The organism is Psychrobacter sp. Arc9 (assembly GCF_041431295.1).
Lineage (GTDB): Bacteria > Pseudomonadota > Gammaproteobacteria > Pseudomonadales > Moraxellaceae > Psychrobacter.
Genome location: NZ_JASMRK010000028.1, coordinates 19920 through 36245, shown reverse-complemented (window position 1 = coordinate 36245; position 16326 = coordinate 19920). Strand labels below are relative to the sequence as shown.

General features: G+C 43.8%; 15 protein-coding genes and 1 riboswitch. Of the genes, 8 read left to right on the top strand and 7 right to left on the bottom strand.

The genetic code is table 11. The features are described from left to right. Nucleotides 1–173 precede the first annotated feature (173 nt). Nucleotides 174–1106 (top strand): hypothetical protein, encoded by a 933-nt coding sequence (locus tag QO187_RS11960; protein ID WP_371548466.1) that lies wholly within the window; start codon nucleotides 174–176, stop codon nucleotides 1104–1106. Between the two features lie 133 nt (nucleotides 1107–1239). Further along, nucleotides 1240–2538 carry a VWA domain-containing protein gene (locus tag QO187_RS11955; protein WP_371548465.1) on the top strand — a complete coding sequence of 433 codons (1299 nt, stop codon included), beginning with the start codon at nucleotides 1240–1242 and terminating at the stop codon, nucleotides 2536–2538. 109 nt (nucleotides 2539–2647) lie between these two features. Here QO187_RS11955 and QO187_RS11950 read toward each other — a convergent pair whose 3' ends face one another. Then, nucleotides 2648–3544: an ABC transporter substrate-binding protein gene (locus QO187_RS11950; RefSeq protein WP_371548463.1), complete on the bottom strand. Its 897-nt coding sequence runs from the start codon at nucleotides 3542–3544 to the stop codon at nucleotides 2648–2650. Then, nucleotides 3534–3650, bottom strand: a riboswitch (TPP riboswitch). Its footprint overlaps the gene before it by 11 nt. Here QO187_RS11950 and QO187_RS11945 point away from each other — a divergent pair. From QO187_RS11945 to QO187_RS11935, 3 genes are all read left to right on the top strand, one after another. Beyond that, nucleotides 3611–3790, top strand: coding sequence for a hypothetical protein (locus tag QO187_RS11945; RefSeq protein ID WP_185156628.1), 180 nt, complete (start codon nucleotides 3611–3613; stop codon nucleotides 3788–3790). Its footprint overlaps the riboswitch before it by 40 nt. A 279-nt stretch (nucleotides 3791–4069) precedes the next feature. Further along, entirely contained in the window at nucleotides 4070–4492 is a 423-nt protein-coding gene (locus QO187_RS11940) for a YbaN family protein (RefSeq protein WP_102094045.1), read from the top strand. A gap of 243 nt (nucleotides 4493–4735) precedes the next feature. Beyond that, nucleotides 4736–4945 carry a cold-shock protein gene (locus QO187_RS11935; RefSeq protein WP_045453470.1) on the top strand — a complete coding sequence of 70 codons (210 nt, stop codon included), beginning with the start codon at nucleotides 4736–4738 and terminating at the stop codon, nucleotides 4943–4945. Nucleotides 4946–5187: 242 nt separating this feature from the next. On the opposite strand, the gene QO187_RS11930 is transcribed toward QO187_RS11935, so the two are convergent. Continuing rightward, entirely contained in the window at nucleotides 5188–6312 is a 1125-nt protein-coding gene (locus QO187_RS11930; RefSeq protein WP_102094047.1) for a YeiH family protein, read from the bottom strand. Between the two features lie 221 nt (nucleotides 6313–6533). Between QO187_RS11930 and QO187_RS11925 the strand changes: the two genes are divergently transcribed. After that, nucleotides 6534–7469 (top strand): LysR substrate-binding domain-containing protein, encoded by a 936-nt coding sequence (locus tag QO187_RS11925; protein ID WP_102094048.1) that lies wholly within the window; start codon nucleotides 6534–6536, stop codon nucleotides 7467–7469. Between the two features lie 110 nt (nucleotides 7470–7579). Here the strand turns inward: QO187_RS11925 and QO187_RS11920 are convergent, their stop codons facing one another. Beyond that, the gene (locus tag QO187_RS11920) at nucleotides 7580–8041 is read right to left on the bottom strand and encodes a universal stress protein (protein ID WP_057761630.1); all 462 of its coding nucleotides are present in this window, start codon (nucleotides 8039–8041) and stop codon (nucleotides 7580–7582) included. A gap of 99 nt (nucleotides 8042–8140) precedes the next feature. Further along, nucleotides 8141–8602 (bottom strand): universal stress protein, encoded by a 462-nt coding sequence (locus QO187_RS11915; RefSeq protein ID WP_102094050.1) that lies wholly within the window; start codon nucleotides 8600–8602, stop codon nucleotides 8141–8143. Nucleotides 8603–8892: 290 nt separating this feature from the next. Between QO187_RS11915 and QO187_RS11910 the strand changes: the two genes are divergently transcribed. Continuing rightward, complete coding sequence (locus QO187_RS11910) at nucleotides 8893–11958, top strand: insulinase family protein (protein ID WP_371548460.1); 3066 nt, start codon at nucleotides 8893–8895, stop codon at nucleotides 11956–11958. A gap of 82 nt (nucleotides 11959–12040) precedes the next feature. On the opposite strand, the gene QO187_RS11905 is transcribed toward QO187_RS11910, so the two are convergent. The 3 genes from QO187_RS11905 to QO187_RS11895 all read right to left on the bottom strand — a co-directional run bounded on the left by QO187_RS11905 (nucleotide 12041) and on the right by QO187_RS11895 (nucleotide 14964). Continuing rightward, nucleotides 12041–12604 (bottom strand): NUDIX hydrolase, encoded by a 564-nt coding sequence (locus tag QO187_RS11905; protein ID WP_371548458.1) that lies wholly within the window; start codon nucleotides 12602–12604, stop codon nucleotides 12041–12043. A 268-nt stretch (nucleotides 12605–12872) separates the two neighbouring features. Further along, nucleotides 12873–14144, bottom strand: a complete 1272-nt coding sequence (locus tag QO187_RS11900; protein WP_371548456.1) for an AGE family epimerase/isomerase — start codon at nucleotides 14142–14144, stop codon at nucleotides 12873–12875. 4 nt (nucleotides 14145–14148) lie between these two features. After that, on the bottom strand, nucleotides 14149–14964 hold the full coding sequence (locus QO187_RS11895; RefSeq protein WP_371548455.1) for an SDR family oxidoreductase: 816 nt from the start codon (nucleotides 14962–14964) through the stop codon (nucleotides 14149–14151). 619 nt (nucleotides 14965–15583) lie between these two features. Here QO187_RS11895 and QO187_RS11890 point away from each other — a divergent pair. Further along, complete coding sequence (locus tag QO187_RS11890; protein ID WP_371548453.1) at nucleotides 15584–16318, top strand: CoA pyrophosphatase; 735 nt, start codon at nucleotides 15584–15586, stop codon at nucleotides 16316–16318. Nucleotides 16319–16326: the final 8 nt, after the last annotated feature.

The window sequence follows — 16326 nt, the reverse complement described above, 5'->3', positions numbered from 1 at the left end:
GAGTAAGTCATGGTCATTTATACTGGTAATCGTTTAGTTGATTTATTTTATAACATTTTTGTGGTCAGGTGACTATATTCAGATGGAGTGGAGATAACTTACAGTCACAAACAGAATATGAAATATTTAAAAATGTTTGTGGTATTTTTTCTAAATACTTATTAGATTATAATTTGACTACTGTATCTATGGGTGAATTAAAAGAAATTATTGATGAGTATCTCTCTGAGAGGAATTTGGATATCGATAAAAATAAAATTTTTGAAAAACTTGCTTATAACAATGAGATTTTCATTACTAATTATAAAGCTAATACAATTCGTTTTAAGCATAGATCTTTTTGTGAGTTTTTCTACGCGAGAGCTTTATTTCAAAATAAATCATATAAGATGAATAAAGAGATATATAACCCTTACTGGCAAAATGCTTACTTTTTTGTTTTCGGATTAATAAAAGATAGTTCCAATTTGATAACTAGTCTGAGTGAAATAGAGTTTGATAGCTATGGATTGAAGATAAATCAAGTAGCTACGAACGCGCAATTTCTTCTAGCAGCTTACGTTTCACCATATACTGCTATCGAAAACCAACTTGACCATAGTATTAATATCGCCGCTAATACAGTTTTAGAAATTTTAAATGATCCTGCAGAGGCCGAAACGCTAAAATCTCTGGACATGGGTCGAATCGAATTAATGATTTTTATGTGCATAGTTATATCTCAATGTTATAGCTATGATTTTTTTGATAAGGCTCTAAGAAATATTGGTGATACAATTACTGGCGATACAAAAGAATTTTCTGATACTGATTGGTTAAAGTTACTTTTTATATCTGCTACATTAGCTGTCAAAGGAGATTCGCAATACATAGATATAATTACAAAAAACTATGTTGAGAAGAAAATGTATTTAGATAATGACCAGTTAAGTATTTTATTGAATTTAATTTACAGTAATAATTTCGAGATAAATAGTAGCACTAGACAGTTTTTGAAACTATATAGACGGAGGGTTCCAAAGAGCTCGAACTTAAATAAAACTATTGATTTGCTGAGTAAAGGTAAGCGTGAAGATGCGCGGATTTTTAATAACTCTAATAGGTAATTACTATAGACATCTTACACAACTCTTCGCTAGCCTGTTAAGGGAAGTCAACGGAATGGTACTTTTACAAGAAGCCTTATGATTTATTAAAATGAGTATTTAATATTTTAAGTATTATCTTTGAGGGAATACCATGAAACATCTTACCGTCGGACAACGCTCGCCTTTAAGCAACCTTGCTATTGACGATACCGCACCCATCACGCTCAAGTTCACTCGCCAAAGCCTGATAGAGATGGACATCAGCTGCTTTGCCTTAGACGCAGCAGGCAAACTGATCAATGATGATTACATGGTGTTTTATAATCAGCCAACCTCACCGTGCGGGCAAATCAAGCTCACCCATTACGAGTCGCAGCCAACGGCAAATAAAGGCATCCAAGCCGAGTTTGAGGTGAATTTATCTAAACTGGCGGATAATATAGACAGCTTGTTTTTTGTATTATCAGCCGACACGCCGCTTAATCAAATTCAATCGTTAGAGATTGGCATTTGGCAACAATTGCAAAAAGCACAGGCAGAGTATCAAGCGGCAGACTTTGCACAGCAGCAAGCCAGTATGCTGATGCAGCTTTACCGTAAGAGTGGCGTGTGGCGAGTCTCCAACGTCGCGCAAGGCTTTAATGGTGGACTTGCCGCCATCGTGCAGCATTTCGGTGGCGATGTAGAAGAGAGTAACCCACAAGTACGCGAGCCGACCGTAGCACCAGTGCAAGCAAAACCGTCGCTCGAGAAGGTCATGCTAGACAAAGCGCCAAAACTGGTCAATCTAGCCAAGAAAGCCACCATATCGCTTGAGAAACGCCAATTGCAGCAGTTAACCGCAAAGGTGGCGTTGGTGTTAGATGCCTCAGGCTCAATGAATAGACAGTACAAAAAAGGCCGCGTGCAAGAAGTGGTCAATCGCATATTACCATTGGCAGTGAGCTTCGATGACGACCAAGCGCTAGACTGCTGGGCGTTTGCCCGAGACCCGCAGTATTTGGGCGAGATTGGGCTGAGTAACTATGACGGTTTCATTGACAACGCTCATGGCGGCTGGCGCAAATGGGCACTTGGCCCGCGCATCAACAATGAAGCAGAGGTCATGAAAGCCGTGACAGAGTTTTATCAAAAGGACGGCTTGGATGTGCCTGTCTACGTGCTATTTATCAGTGATGGCGGGGTAAATGACAATCGCGGTATCACCAAAGTCATGACGGATGCCGCGAAACTGCCGATATTTTGGCAGTTCGTGGGCTTGGGTGGTCGTGGTTATGGCATCCTCAAAAAACTAGACGACATGACAGGGCGCGTGATTGATAATTGCGACTTTTTTGAACTCGATGACTTGGATGATATCAGCGAAGAAGCGTTGTATGAAAACATGCTAGAAGAGTTCCCAATGTGGCTAAAAGAAGCCAAGCAACTAGGCATAGTCAATTCACTATAAAAGTATTAGTGCGCTAACCTCACTATTCGATTATAGCTAAATAAAAAACCGCCACAGCAAATACGATGGCGGTTTTTTATTATTCAAAATATTGTAACTTATAAAATGCTTACAGTGCCCAAAGCGACTGATATTGCTCATCAGTCAAGGTCACGATATCGATTTCGGCTAGCATCTCGCGCAGTTCTTCCCATTTACTGGCATCAGGCTTGATCGGTGTAATCAATCTACCTAGCGTATTATCGATGATGGCATCCATCAGCACATCGGCTTCGGTTTTACTATAGTCGTAATACATACGGTGGGCTGTGGCTGGCTCGTTTTTGCACAGCTCTGTCATCTGGTTGGTCACTTGGATAAAGGTATCTATCGCGTCCTTTTTCGCGCTATAGATCTCATCTGTTGTCAGAATCTCTAACGCCGAAAAATTCGGATAGGGCGACAGGTGCTGATCGATAAATTCAAAGTCCAACCCTTCATGAGTCGCTTCAACGCCCTCAAAGTTATAAAAGCATAGCCATGCACCATCTAGGCTTGGGTCTTCTTGCAGGTTTTTGATGTGATAAAAGTCTTTTTGTACAAAGCTCACATTATCACGGCTGATACTAAAGCCGTTCTTCTTGGCATAGCGAGCCAATATCTCAAAGCCAATACGATTGGTTTTTTCCTCAGCGGCAGGGGTGCAGATGCGAATCGGTTGATTGTTTTTTAATTTTTCCATGCTAGCGCGTTGCATCAATATGCCGCCATCGGTCTCAAAAAAGCAGCCTAGCGCACGTAGATTAGGCGCGTAATGTTCAAACAGATGGATAGGCTCATTGACATGCAAATCGATACTTTGGTTTTGTAATTCGGCAAAGCCATCATAGTGGTCATCTGGCTCGATAATGGTGATATCAAGCCCTGCTTGCTCATATGCGCCCGTGGTCACACCCGCAATAAAGGGCAGGTGATCAGGGTTCAAAAACCATTCGAGAGTGAGGGTCAGTTTGGTGGTCGACTGCATGGTTGTTTCCTACGTCAGTGCTAACTGCTTCAGGTTCACGGGTGTGTCTCAGCGATGATGTGGGCTGTGTTTACAGCGTTAAATCAAAGCACCCCGACAAGATTGATTGGTATTGCATTGCATTATTTTCGATCAGTACTGCTAATGGCTATTATCGATAGCTACTGCGTCATCATAGACGACTTACAAGATGGGATGCAAGCGTATCGGGAAAGACGATGGCAGGTGATGACTGGTGTTCGTTAACCGCTCTTTACGACAGCTGTTGCTTATCATGGCTTACCATAGCTTTTTATAAATGCTTTCAATCAACGTGTTAATAGAAGAATGCAGCATTTATTATTGGTACTTACCCAATTACTAACCAAACATACCTATCAATAGCAAAAACCTCATATAAATAGTCTTGTGCACAGACGGACGATATTGCATGATTAGCCTTCTATGCCACCGCTTATATAATAGGCGCTACTCTAGACAATCGACATTTGGCATAACTGACAACTTACACGACCGAAAACTTATATGACCGACAATAAAAAAGCGTTCTATTACCGACCCAAGACTGATCAATCCAACAGCCCAATGCTGCGTTGGACCTTTGTGACGCTTGGTTGGCTGTTTTTTATCTTAGGTATTATCGGTATATTGTTGCCAGTGATGCCTACTGCGCCTTTTATCTTGCTAGCAGCAGGCTGCTGGGCACGCAGTTCTCGACGTTTTCATTTTTGGCTGATTAATCATAAATACTTTGGTAAATTCGTCCGTGACTGGGAGGAGAATCATGCCGTTCCGCTTTATGCCAAGTGTTTAGCGACGGTTATGATGGCAGCATCAACAATTATGTTATTTTATCGTTTGCCTGCCGATATGATGTGGATGGCATGGGCGGTAGCCGCTGTCTGTAGTGGGGTAGCGATATATTTGTTCCGTTTACCAAATGCCTAAATCCGTTGCAATTTGCGCCAAAATCAGCCAATAAACGGCTCTGGTTACACGAAACATGAGATAAGACTTGCGATACTGGGATGTACCCCTTATAATACGCCCAAGCTTAAGAGCAGTTCTGCACCAAATCATTACCTCGTAGTATTAGTTATAATCCTTCGTTTTAATATTTATCGTTCAGTAGCTATTTGCAAGCGTTACCGGTCACTAGACCATTAATAAATTTAAAAGTAGGATTATACTATGTCAGACGTTCAAAAAGGTACAGTTAAGTGGTTCAACGAAGCTAAAGGCTTTGGTTTTATCGCTCCAGAAACTGGCGCAGACGTTTTTGCTCATTACAGCGAAATCACTGGTTCAGGTTTCAAAACTTTGGCTGAAGGCCAAGAAGTTGAGTTCACTGTAACTCAAGGCCAAAAAGGCCCACAAGCACATAACATCGTTGCTATCTAATTTGTCTTTATAGACAGATAGATGAATAGATGTAGAAAAGCGAACCTTCGGGTTCGTTTTTTTTCGTCTATGTTTTGGTATTTAAGATATGAGTACTGAAGCGAGTAGAAGTCTTATTCGAAAGATTTTAACTAATCATATTAAATCAAATAACAGATGCAAAAGGGCCTCCGACTATAGATAGTTGGAGGCCTTTTATATTGTGCAATGATACCAGCAGTTAAGAGTGAACATTTAGCTTATTATATAAAGCTAATGCCGATATTAATCAGACCACCGCCCAGTATTAACCAGCCAAACATAATGGCACCTAAGATAAGCGGTCTAACGCCAGCTTGCTTGATCGCACTTAGATGAGTGGTTAGACCTAATGCAAACATGGCCATCGTAAGTAGCACATCATCTAGCATCACCATACTGCGTACGACACTCTCAGACATCGGCACCCATGTATGTATCAACACAATACCGATAAAGATAAACGCAAACCATGGCACTTTAACTTGTTTAACACGAGTCATAAATGATGCTGTCTCGTTTTTACTGCTCTTATCTTCTATAGCGGTATTATCTATGGTGCGCTCTTTGGTTAGCGCAAACGATAACACAAGCAGGAAAGGCGCAAGCATCATGACGCGTATCATCTTGGTCACGACAGCGGTATCACCAACCTCGGTATTGATTGCATTACCTGCGACTACGACTTGCGCCACCTCATGGACGGTTGAGCCAGTGTACATGCCGTACTGCTGGGCGCTTAGCCAAGGTTTTAACCAACCAAGATGATAAAGAAAAGGATATAGCAGCATCGCGATAGTGCCAAAAACCACCACAGTTGCCACGGCGATAGTGACTTTATGAGCTTGCGCGTTGACGACTGGCTCTGCGGCGACGACGGCAGCAGCACCGCAAATACTTGCCCCTGAGCCAATCAAAATCACCGTTTCTTTATCAACTTTTAACCATCTAGTACCTAACCAGTAGGTCAGCATAAAGGTCGATGTCAGTACGAGCGCATCAGTCATAATCGCTGGCATACCGACGCTCGCAACTTGTGTCATGGTTAGCTTAAATCCATAAAACATAATCGCAAGTCGCAATATCTGACCTTTGGCAAAGCAAACGCCACCGTTTAAACGTTCAGCGAGTTTAGGATAGATGGTATTGCCTAATATCATGCCTAGCAAAATCGCTAGCGTCAAAGACGACAAGCCGACGATACGGCCGTTTGACCATACATCCAGACTACTGTCCAACCATAAGCAAAATAAACTACCGATCAGAACAACTACCAATCCTGCCAAGTGACGGTGATTAGGGGTATAGTTATGAACAGAGTTGCTGACTGATTGGACGAGTGTGTGCATGACGCGGCATCCTATTACTTATATTAAGATAAGCATAAGCTTATGAATAGACAGTATATGCCCGCTATATTTATAATAAAAACAGATTAATAAGATATAAACTATCGATTTTTTAGGTTAAGGCTTATGATAGAAGTCGATATGCCGCGTATAAGCTGCAATGAAAGACATGCATATTGAACAAGACAAGCTAAAAAATGACATAAGGTATTATTGATATCATGAAAAAATCTGTGCAGACAGTGCCAAAGATTACGCTTAAGCAGCTTGCTGTTTTTGTCAGCATTTATCAGACAGGCAGCACCAGTCGCGCCAGTGAGGAGCTGCATTTATCACAGTCAGCGGTCAGTAGTTCGCTGACAGAGCTGGAGTCCAGACTACAGATGCCACTGTTTGAGCGCGTCGGTCGTCGGCTCAATCAACACCCTAATGCCCATCCTATTTATATACAGGCTCAGGCTATCTTGGGTCAGTCGCTCACGCTTGAGCATTATCATCAGTATCAAGCAGGACAGATTCATATCGGTGCTAGTACCACTATCGGCAATTATGTGCTGCCATCATTGCTTGGTAAGCTATATGAAGCGCTGCCCGATGCTAATGTTGATATGTATATTGCCAATACCCAAGAGGTAGTTAGCGAGGTTGAGCAATTGAATATAGACATCGCACTGGTAGAAGGAATGCCGCGTCCGATAGATATGAAAGTTATTGAGCAGCGCGAATGGCGTACTGATACACTGATGATATTTGCCAAGCGTGATAGCAAGTGGTTAAAGAATGTGGCTATTTATAGCCAAGATAAGGACTGCTATCAGCTGACCATTCATCAGCTAGCGCAGTTACCACTATTGGTACGTGAGGCAGGGTCGGGCACACGGCAGATTATCGATGAGCAACTGCTTAAGTATCTACCTAATGCAGAAGTGGTGAAGGCGATACATCAATCAGAGGCCATTAAGCACATGGTGAGTGCAGATATTGGTCTTGGTTGTCTATCACAGCATGTGATTGAGACGGAACTCGCGACAGGTGAGTTGGTACAAGTAAATGTAGCAGGAATTGATTTATCGCGTACATGGTGGCTGGTCTGGCACAAAGCTCGGCACCAAAGCCCCATTTGGCAAACCTTTATAGATATTATTCAACAGGGTTAAGCAATGACTCTAAAACCTATCAACCATAAAAAAGCGCAGCGTTAAAAGTTACGCTGCGCTTTTTTGTTTAGGATATGCTTGATATTAGATAAGACAATCGAAGCATATTGTTATGCTGAAACAGGCTTGTCCAGTCGCACCACAAAGCTATCGCAAGGTACATTAGGTAAGATATTATCTGCTGTCGCGCCACTAATCCATGCAGCGATACCGGTACGCTTATGACGACCGATGACCAATAGATCGACATCATGTTTATGACAATAGCTGACGATACCTTCACTGCTAGAGATGGCAGTTGTGACTTCTGACGTTGCTGCATTTAGCTGATTGCGTTCAAGGAACTGCGCCAGCTTTGCACGAGCTTCTTGGCAGCGTTCATCATCAATCTCATCGTATAGGCTAGAGGCAGGTACCAGCTCGTAGCCAAAGCCAACCATGGTGTCTTTGACAATATGCAGAACTGATAGCTTAGAGCCTGGACGGTTTTCGACGATGCGCTTGGCCTTTTGTGCGACTATATCTGCATCAGAGAGTAAGTCGGTAACCAGTAAAATATGTTCGTAACTCATAGCGTCTTCCTCGTGTCAGATAGTATTTACTATAGCACTACTCTAGGGCGCTGTTAAGTAAAGCTTGTCGTCTTTAGCAGCGGATTAGAGTAATGCCAATTATTCCAAGACAGGCTGATCAAGCTTCACCACTAAACTGTCGCAAGGGACATTTGGCAAGATACTATCGGCAGTGGCTCCTACCAACCAAGCGGCAATACCATGGCGTTCATGACGTCCAATGATAAGTAAATCGACGTCTTTTTCACGGCAGTAATTAATGATACCTTTGCTATTAGAGATGGCAGCGGTGACCTCAGAGTTGATCGCTTCTAGCTCGTTACGTGCGAGGAATTGCGCCAGTCTAGCCCGTGCCTCTTGCCACTTTTCACTATCGACATCACCCGAGAGACTAGAGGCAGGCACAAGTTCATAACCAAAGCGTACCATATCATCTTCAACGATATGCAAGACGGACAGTCGGGCTTCAGGAGAGCCTGCGAGAATACGCTTGGCTTTTAGCGCCACTTTGTCCGCATCGGATAGCAAATCAGTGACCAGTAAAACATGTTGGTAGCTCATAAGGTACTCCACTCCTGTTAATAGTTAACTTTATAGTAGCAGTGCAAATCACCTTTGTTAAGCGATAAATCCATAATAAAATTGTGGATATTGATGGATTTGTAATTATAAGGCTTTAATGGCTACCCGCGTAGATTACTGTGTGGTGGATTATTACATGGCTGCTGCCTTGACTTATCCATGTCGCAGCCCCACTAATAGCGCTAAGCCAACTCTTTTTTAGCCAATTTATTACTCTATTTTCCCTGATAGTCAGGGCACTATACGCATGATAAGCGATAAGGATAACTATGACGGACACGCCATTTACTGCTGATTTAACGCTGCATCCAGCATTTGAGCTGATTGAGCATCGCCATATTGAGGCGCTATCGATGGATGTGCTGATTAGTCAGCATGTAAAAACAGGAGCGATGCATTATCATCTGGCACACCCAAGTGATGAAAATGCGTTTTTAGTCGGTTTTCGCACCCAGCCAATGGACTCAAAAGGCGAGGCGCATGTCTTAGAGCACGTGGCATTATGTGGCTCGAACAAGTTCCCAGTACGTGATCCGTTCTTTTCGATGATTAAACGCTCATTAAACACGTTTATGAATGCGATGACCGCCGCTGATTGGACGGCCTATCCGTATGCGACACAGAACAAAAATGACTATTTTAATTTGCTTGCTGTCTATCTAGATGCGTCGTTTTTCCCAAATATCCATCCGCTCGATTTTGCCCAAGAAGGCATTCGCGTAGAGCTTGATGAAAATGATAAGCCGCAGTTTAAAGGTATCGTTTTTAATGAAATGAAAGGTGCGATGAGTGGCGAGATTGATCAGCTATATCATACGGTTGCTCATCATCTATTCCCAACGACGACCTATCATTATAATTCAGGCGGCGATCCTGCCGATATTCCTGACTTGACGCACACTGAGTTGACCGAGTTTCACCAGAGTCATTATCATCCATCAAACAGTGTCATCATGAGTTTCGGTAATATTCCTGTTGCTGAGACGCAAGCAAAGATACACGAAGATGCCTTGATTCAGTTTGAAGCAGGCAAAAAGCATGTATCGCGTCCAGAACAGCGTTTGTCTGCACCAATCAGTGCGGTTGATACTTATACTGCTGACGAAGCGGGCCCAGATCAGACGCATCACGTGGTTGCTTGGTTACTACCATCAATTACCGATCCTAAGCAGCGCTTAGCATTGCGTCTATTAGAAGGTGTATTAATTGAGCATGCAGGCTCGCCATTGCGTGCTTATCTCGACAGCCATCCACTAGGTAAAGCGCCAAGTCCACTATTGGGTCTTGATGACAGCCATTATGAAATGGTCTTTTATACGGGTCTACGTGGTTCTAACCCTGAACACGCCGAAGCGGTCGAGCAGGGCATTATTGATTTGCTGACCGAAGTGGCAAATTCACCAGTTGATGACGAGACAATCGAAACCATTCTGCATCAGATTGAGATTGATCAGCGTCACATCGGCGGCGATAGCATTCCTTATGGTCTAAACCTTATGCTAGAGGGCTTTAGTACCGCCATTCATGATGGCAACCCTATCGATGTTTGGGAAGTAGACGAGCATCTACAGTGGCTACGCGAGCAAGTCGTCGATCCACAGTGGCTACCGAACTTGATTAAAACGCATCTATTGGACAATCAGCATCGCGTACGCGTAACGATGACCCCTGATAGCGAAAAAACAGCCCGTTTGGCAGCAGCTGAGCAGACTCGTTTGGATACTATCGCGATGGATTTGACTGCTGATGATAAAGCTATTTTAAAACAGCAAGCCTTAGATTTGGCTGCACGTCAAGCTGCGCCAGATGATTTGAGCTTATTGCCAAAGGTAGGTCTAGAAGACGTACCAACGGATATCAGCTTTAAAGAAGGCACCCAAAAGCAGGTGCGTTTGAGCGGTCAAGACAGCACGCTATTTGAGTATGAAGCTGGCACCAATGGTATTTACTACTATCAAGTGATTGTTCCACTGACTGAGGCAATCGGTAATGCGAGCGCAGATGAGCTACCAGTCAATGATGTAATCAATCATCCATTGTTGCCTATTTATTTAAGTCTATTGTCTGAGCTAGGTACTGACTCGCTTAGCGCTCATGAGATGCAAGCTAAGCAGGCAGCGCATTCTTCTGGTGTGACCGCGCGTATTAGTCAGCGTACCAACGTCGATGATAGCCAAGCGATTAGCAGCTACTTTGTCGTGGCAACGCGTGCGCTAAATCGCAAGCCTGAAGCGATTGATTTGCTCAAGGAAGTGATGGAGCACAGTATCTTCTCTGAGCATGACCGTATCAAAGAAATCTTGCAACAGCGCCAAGCAGGCTGGCAGTCAAATTTAGCGGGATCTGGTCACTCTTATGCAATGCAAACAGCCAGTCGCGGCATGAGTCGCCAAGCGCAGTTGGAATATGTGCGCAGCGGCCTACCAGCATTAAACGCACTTAAAGATTTCTTGGCACATGCTAGTACAGATGATGCGCAGTGGGATCAATTGGCTACGAGCTTGATGGATTTACATCAACGTCTCATCAGCTTGCCTAAGCATGCCGTTATTATCTGTGAAGCAGAGCAAACCGAACGTTTAAGCAGCTTAATCGTTGATAGCTGTAAAGACAGCCAAGCGACGATAGCTTCTAATGATTTAACGAACGCAGCAGCAAATATCCCAAGTGAATTTGCGAATCTGCAATTAGATACTGCGTTAAATGGTGCGACTGATACAGTCAAAGCATTAGAAAACGGGGTGGCGCTTGATGTTGCAGATCTAGCATGGCTAGTACCAACCAACGTATATCACAATGCCAGTGCTTATACTGTACCTGCTGCTGACCATCCTGATACCGCTGCACTCATGGTATTAGCGCCTTACTTACGTAACGGTTATTTGCACAGTGCGATTCGTGAGCGCGGCGGTGCCTACGGTGGCGGTGCAGGTTACGATGCCAACGCTTGTGCCTTTAAATTCTTTAGCTATCGTGATCCACAGTGTGCTGAGACCTTTGCTCACTTTGAAGCCAGTATCGAGTGGTTATTAAACGAGCCACAGACCGATGAGCAATTGGAAGAAGCTATTTTAGGTATTATCTCGGGTATGGATAAGCCGGGCTCTCCTGCAGGCGAAGCAATCAAAGCCTGCTTTGCAAATCTACATCATCGCGGTGTCGACTGGCAGCGCAAAATGCGTGCGTCAATATTGGCCGTGACAGTCGCTGATTTGCAGCGCGTTGCTAAGCAATATCTACAAGGGCAAAAGCATGTACGTGCAGTACTAGCGCCTTACGACAAAGAAGAGACGGTAAAAGGTCTTGGTTTTGAGGTTTGTAGAATAAAGAGCTAAGACAATTAGGTTTATTTTTGATTAAAAGTTAAGCACAGAAAAGCCAAGCATCATGCTTGGCTTTTTGCGGTTAGGTAATTGACTAATATCGTTTGATACTCAAATCTTTGCCAATTTTGTCTTGATGAATCGGAAATTCTGACAACTCGTTATACTGCTTACGATCAGCAAAGTAGCTTTTTAGAGTACGGCGAATGGCTTCAAATGCCAGTGTATCCCATGGGATGTCTTCTTCGCTAAACAGTGCACAGTCGAGACTTTCTGAGCCAATACCATACGCACCATCTTTTAGATCGGCGAGATAAATAGAGTAGATCTGCCCAATATCTGGTAGGTCATAAATGCAGTATAGATGCGGATTCAGTACGATGGCATCAGCTTCTTCGTAGCTCTCGCGTGCGGCGCCTTCAGCCATGGTTTCGCCGTTTTCCATAAAACCTGCAGGTATCGTCCATAGCCCATATTGCGGCTCGATCGCTCGGCGGCACAGTAGGACTCTGTCTTCGTGTACGACTAGCGAACCACAGATAACCTTTGGGTTTTCGTAGTGGATATAGTGACAATTGGGGCACACCAAGCGCGGCATATTATCTGTAGGTGGGATTTTTCGTTCTGCTTTATGACCGCATTGGAGACAATAGCTCATACCAACTACCTTTATTAGTAAATATTGTGTGTCCACTTATCTTAAAAGTTTTTTTGCCGTTCTGATGTTTGCTTTTGTATACAGCAGCGATAGTGACAAATACTTTTGAGGATATCCTTTTACTTTTAATGAGAAAAGCTATTTTATTTAATTTTTATGATTACAACGAAAACGCTCTGACAGCGCATTTTAATTGCCATCAAAGCGTTCTTATATTATCGAGTATATCCTACATAGCAATTAGGTCATAGCAATTAGATCATAGCAATTAGGTTTTTATTTTGAGCATTTGTGTGCGTAGTCCACCAGCTACCGACACAGAGATAGGAATCAATGGCGTTACAGTGGCTTGAAAGTCATGATAAAGATCTTCGCGCGTCGGATATATGACCGTACTTAAGTTGCCATCTGCATCTACCTCATGACGCCAGCCGCCGTGCTCAAGATCAATCAAAGTACTGGCAATATAATCCCAAGCTAAGCGGTAGTAATATTCAAAGCGCGGATCACCCGTACGGCGCGATAGCATTAGTGCGGTATTAGCCATTTCAGCCTGTACCCAGTAAGGACGGTTTGGTATTGAAATCTCATCATCCCAGCCAATGGTATAAACCATGCCGGGCTGACCGTCAGGTGCCCAGCCACGATCGATAGCGCTATCAAATAATGCGATGGCATCAGGTAGCAGCCAATCAGGTATGTCATAATCATGCGCGATACAAGCAGACTCAACCTTGAGCAGCAGTCCTGCCCATTCTGCAAAGTGACCAGGTGTGAGTCCCCAAGGACGCAGGTCATCAGAAGGTTCATTCGCATCGTAGTTGTGCAACAGATTCCACTCACTATCAAAATGTTCAGGTAGGCGACCATCGTAAGTACTAGGCATATCATGACCGAAGCGCTTGGCTAAGTGTAGTGCGCGGTCTAGCCAGCGCGTTTCACCCGTGGCATCTGCCAGTGCTAAGCAGGCTTCGGTCGTATGCATGTTGCAATTGGCGCCGCGATAATCTTCGGGATCAGACCAATCAGCGGCAAAAGAAGGCAGCATTGATTGCTCATCTTCTAACCAAAAATGCTGATCAATGATTGTTATTGCAGCCTCCATCAACTCTGTACCGCGCGGGCGACCAGCAATGCTAGCAGACGCGCCAGAAAGCGCGACAAAGGCGTGCAAATAGGCGTTTTTGCGTGATGGGTTTTCATGAGTTGAAGAAGCGTCACTGAACCAACCGCCATGTACCGAGTCGCGTAATGGGCCATCAAGTAACGCGTTTATACCATGGTCAGCAAGTGTTGCTGCCCCCGGTATGCCCATTAGTGCCGCTAGCGCATAGCAATGCACCATCCTCGCAGTGATGATGCTCTTTGCTGTGTCATCTACCATGCTCCCATCATGACCCAAAGTAGCAAACCCTGAGGGCACGCGCGCTTTGGCATAATGTTCGAGCAAACGTTGCCCTTCAGCGAGCAACCAGCGGCGATGAGTACTGCTATCTGCCCAACAGACAGATAGCAAATCAGAGGAGTCAGGAGAATCCATGATATCAGCCATTGGTAATCATGCCTCCGTTTATGTGTAAGGTCTGCCCAGTCACAAAGCTACTGTCTTGGCAAGCAAGAAATACATAGGCAGCACCCATCTCACGTGGCTGACCCATACGCCCCATTGGTGAAGACATGGACTCCAAAATATCTTTATCAAAGTCTTTGAATACCAGTTGAATCTCGCTCACCACAGGACCTGGTGCTACCTGATTAACACGAATACCACGACTAAGTAGTTGTTGCGATAAGGCGCGGGTGTAGCCAACGATAGCGCCTTTGGTTGCGGTGTACGGCACCAATACATCATTGCCGACATATGCATTCACTGAGGTGGTATTGATGATGCTATCGCCTTCTTTCATATGCTCAAGGGCAGCGCGGGTTGCATAAAACATTCCTGCCATATTGACATCAAAATGCTGTTGCCAGTCTTCATCACTGACCTCAGACAAATCATGATACGGCTTTTGCATACCAGCGTTATTGACTAGCACATCAATGCCGCCCCATTTTGCCACGACAGCTTCTACTGACTCTTTGCAACTACTGCTATTTGCTGTATCACCCTGCAGTACCAGCGCGTCTGCGCCTTCTGCTTCAATACCTTCACGCGTCTCATTCGCGCTTTCTTCATCAGAGTGGTAAAGGATGGCAACTTTGGCACCTTCACGTGCCATATGAAAAGCCACTGCGCGACCGATACCGCTGTCTCCGCCAGTGATTAAAACGCGCTTATCATCCAGTTTTCCTGAGCCTTTATAGTCATCATTGATATATTCAGCAGGTGGCATCATGTTGTCGATTTGGTCTGTCATAATCTGTATCCTTCGTTCTTTTGAGGTGTTATCTATTTTTATTACAGCAAACCTATGACGCTGGCATCGATATTTTTATAATGCTATTTTAGAATGTCTGCCTCATAGCCTTGCTAGCAACTATCATAATACTCAGATACATTTTTTGAAATATTACTCGGTTAATGTTTGGTAATTTAAAAATGCGGTTATGAGACTTATTACCATGAACGAATAACAAGCAAAAAGGATATTGGGAAAGTCCCATTCAATAAAGCTATTACCGTCTAAAATATACGAGATAAGGCATTGATTAATTTAAAAAGGTATGAAGACACGGCAAAAAACAGTCATTTAGTTGAAGGATTCACTTTGATAGAGACTAATTCTACATAACAAAGCCTATACATAAGCGGCAAGCAATTTTATATTTATCATAATTACCGGATATATGTATAGCAATCAGCCGATACGTTAATAAGTCGCACTTTGCCTGAAACGACATCAATATGAGGTGCATCTACTAAAGCAATAATCGGACTAATAAGAAAGGCTGCCATACTAGTAACAGGTTATACTGGTATGCTGGCACAGGTATTTTCATGAATAATATGAAGATGACCACTCATAGGATTTGATAATGACCATACCCGAAAATATTGATTTCTTTAACAAGTTTAGCGTCGCTGTCCCAAGCTTTATTCGTCATCCTACACTCAGAAAACTGGCCGAGCGAGTACAGCACGAGACATTGAACGCGCTGACGAGTCCAGCGATGTACGAGAGTGGCTACACCTCACAAAGTACGCGTATTTTGGACAGCTTATATCAGACACCGATTGCCGATGCATCGATATTGGTCGCGATTACTCATGAGCGCAGGCCTAAATTATTATTAACACGCCGTGCCGCCCATATGAACAGTCATGCGGGTGAAGTGTCTTGTGTGGGTGGTAAACATGATCGAGGCGATGGTAATAATGTCGTTACCGCATTGCGTGAAGCCTGTGAGGAAACAGCACTACCACCCAATAAAGTCCAGTTGCTTGGCCAGCTACCGATCCAAACTTCAAAAAGTGGTATGAGTGTACGTCCAATCGTAGCACTTATCGCCCCTGGTCTAGTACTCGTACCTGAAGTGGGAGAGATATCACGTATATTTTGGGCAGATTTTGAGTCATTGGTGACGCAGCCAACGGTTGAGTATGAAATTGAATACATAATGCAAGAGCAGGCGGCAACCATCTTTACACCGAGCTGGCAAGTCGATGGTGAGACAGTGTGGGGACTAACAGGACGGGTTATTGCTAACCTATTAGAAACTGGGTTTGATCGGCAGCTCGAATGGTACTACCGCGTAGAAAACAAACGCTGATAGATTTT

Excerpts from the sequence above, each read along its gene's own strand:
- QO187_RS11955 (WP_371548465.1), top strand. The coding sequence starts at position 1,240 with ATGAAACATCTTACCGTCGGACAACGCTCGCCTTTAAGCAACCTTGCT.
- QO187_RS11950 (WP_371548463.1), bottom strand. The coding sequence starts at position 3,544 with ATGCAGTCGACCACCAAACTGACCCTCACTCTCGAATGGTTTTTGAAC.
- QO187_RS11940 (WP_102094045.1), top strand. The coding sequence starts at position 4,070 with ATGACCGACAATAAAAAAGCGTTCTATTACCGACCCAAGACTGATCAA.
- QO187_RS11935 (WP_045453470.1), top strand. The coding sequence starts at position 4,736 with ATGTCAGACGTTCAAAAAGGTACAGTTAAGTGGTTCAACGAAGCTAAA.
- QO187_RS11930 (WP_102094047.1), bottom strand. The coding sequence starts at position 6,312 with ATGCACACACTCGTCCAATCAGTCAGCAACTCTGTTCATAACTATACC.
- QO187_RS11925 (WP_102094048.1), top strand. The coding sequence starts at position 6,534 with ATGAAAAAATCTGTGCAGACAGTGCCAAAGATTACGCTTAAGCAGCTT.
- QO187_RS11920 (WP_057761630.1), bottom strand. The coding sequence starts at position 8,041 with ATGAGTTACGAACATATTTTACTGGTTACCGACTTACTCTCTGATGCA.
- QO187_RS11915 (WP_102094050.1), bottom strand. The coding sequence starts at position 8,602 with ATGAGCTACCAACATGTTTTACTGGTCACTGATTTGCTATCCGATGCG.
- QO187_RS11910 (WP_371548460.1), top strand. The coding sequence starts at position 8,893 with ATGACGGACACGCCATTTACTGCTGATTTAACGCTGCATCCAGCATTT.
- QO187_RS11905 (WP_371548458.1), bottom strand. The coding sequence starts at position 12,604 with ATGAGCTATTGTCTCCAATGCGGTCATAAAGCAGAACGAAAAATCCCA.
- QO187_RS11900 (WP_371548456.1), bottom strand. The coding sequence starts at position 14,144 with ATGGATTCTCCTGACTCCTCTGATTTGCTATCTGTCTGTTGGGCAGAT.
- QO187_RS11895 (WP_371548455.1), bottom strand. The coding sequence starts at position 14,964 with ATGACAGACCAAATCGACAACATGATGCCACCTGCTGAATATATCAAT.
- QO187_RS11890 (WP_371548453.1), top strand. The coding sequence starts at position 15,584 with ATGACCATACCCGAAAATATTGATTTCTTTAACAAGTTTAGCGTCGCT.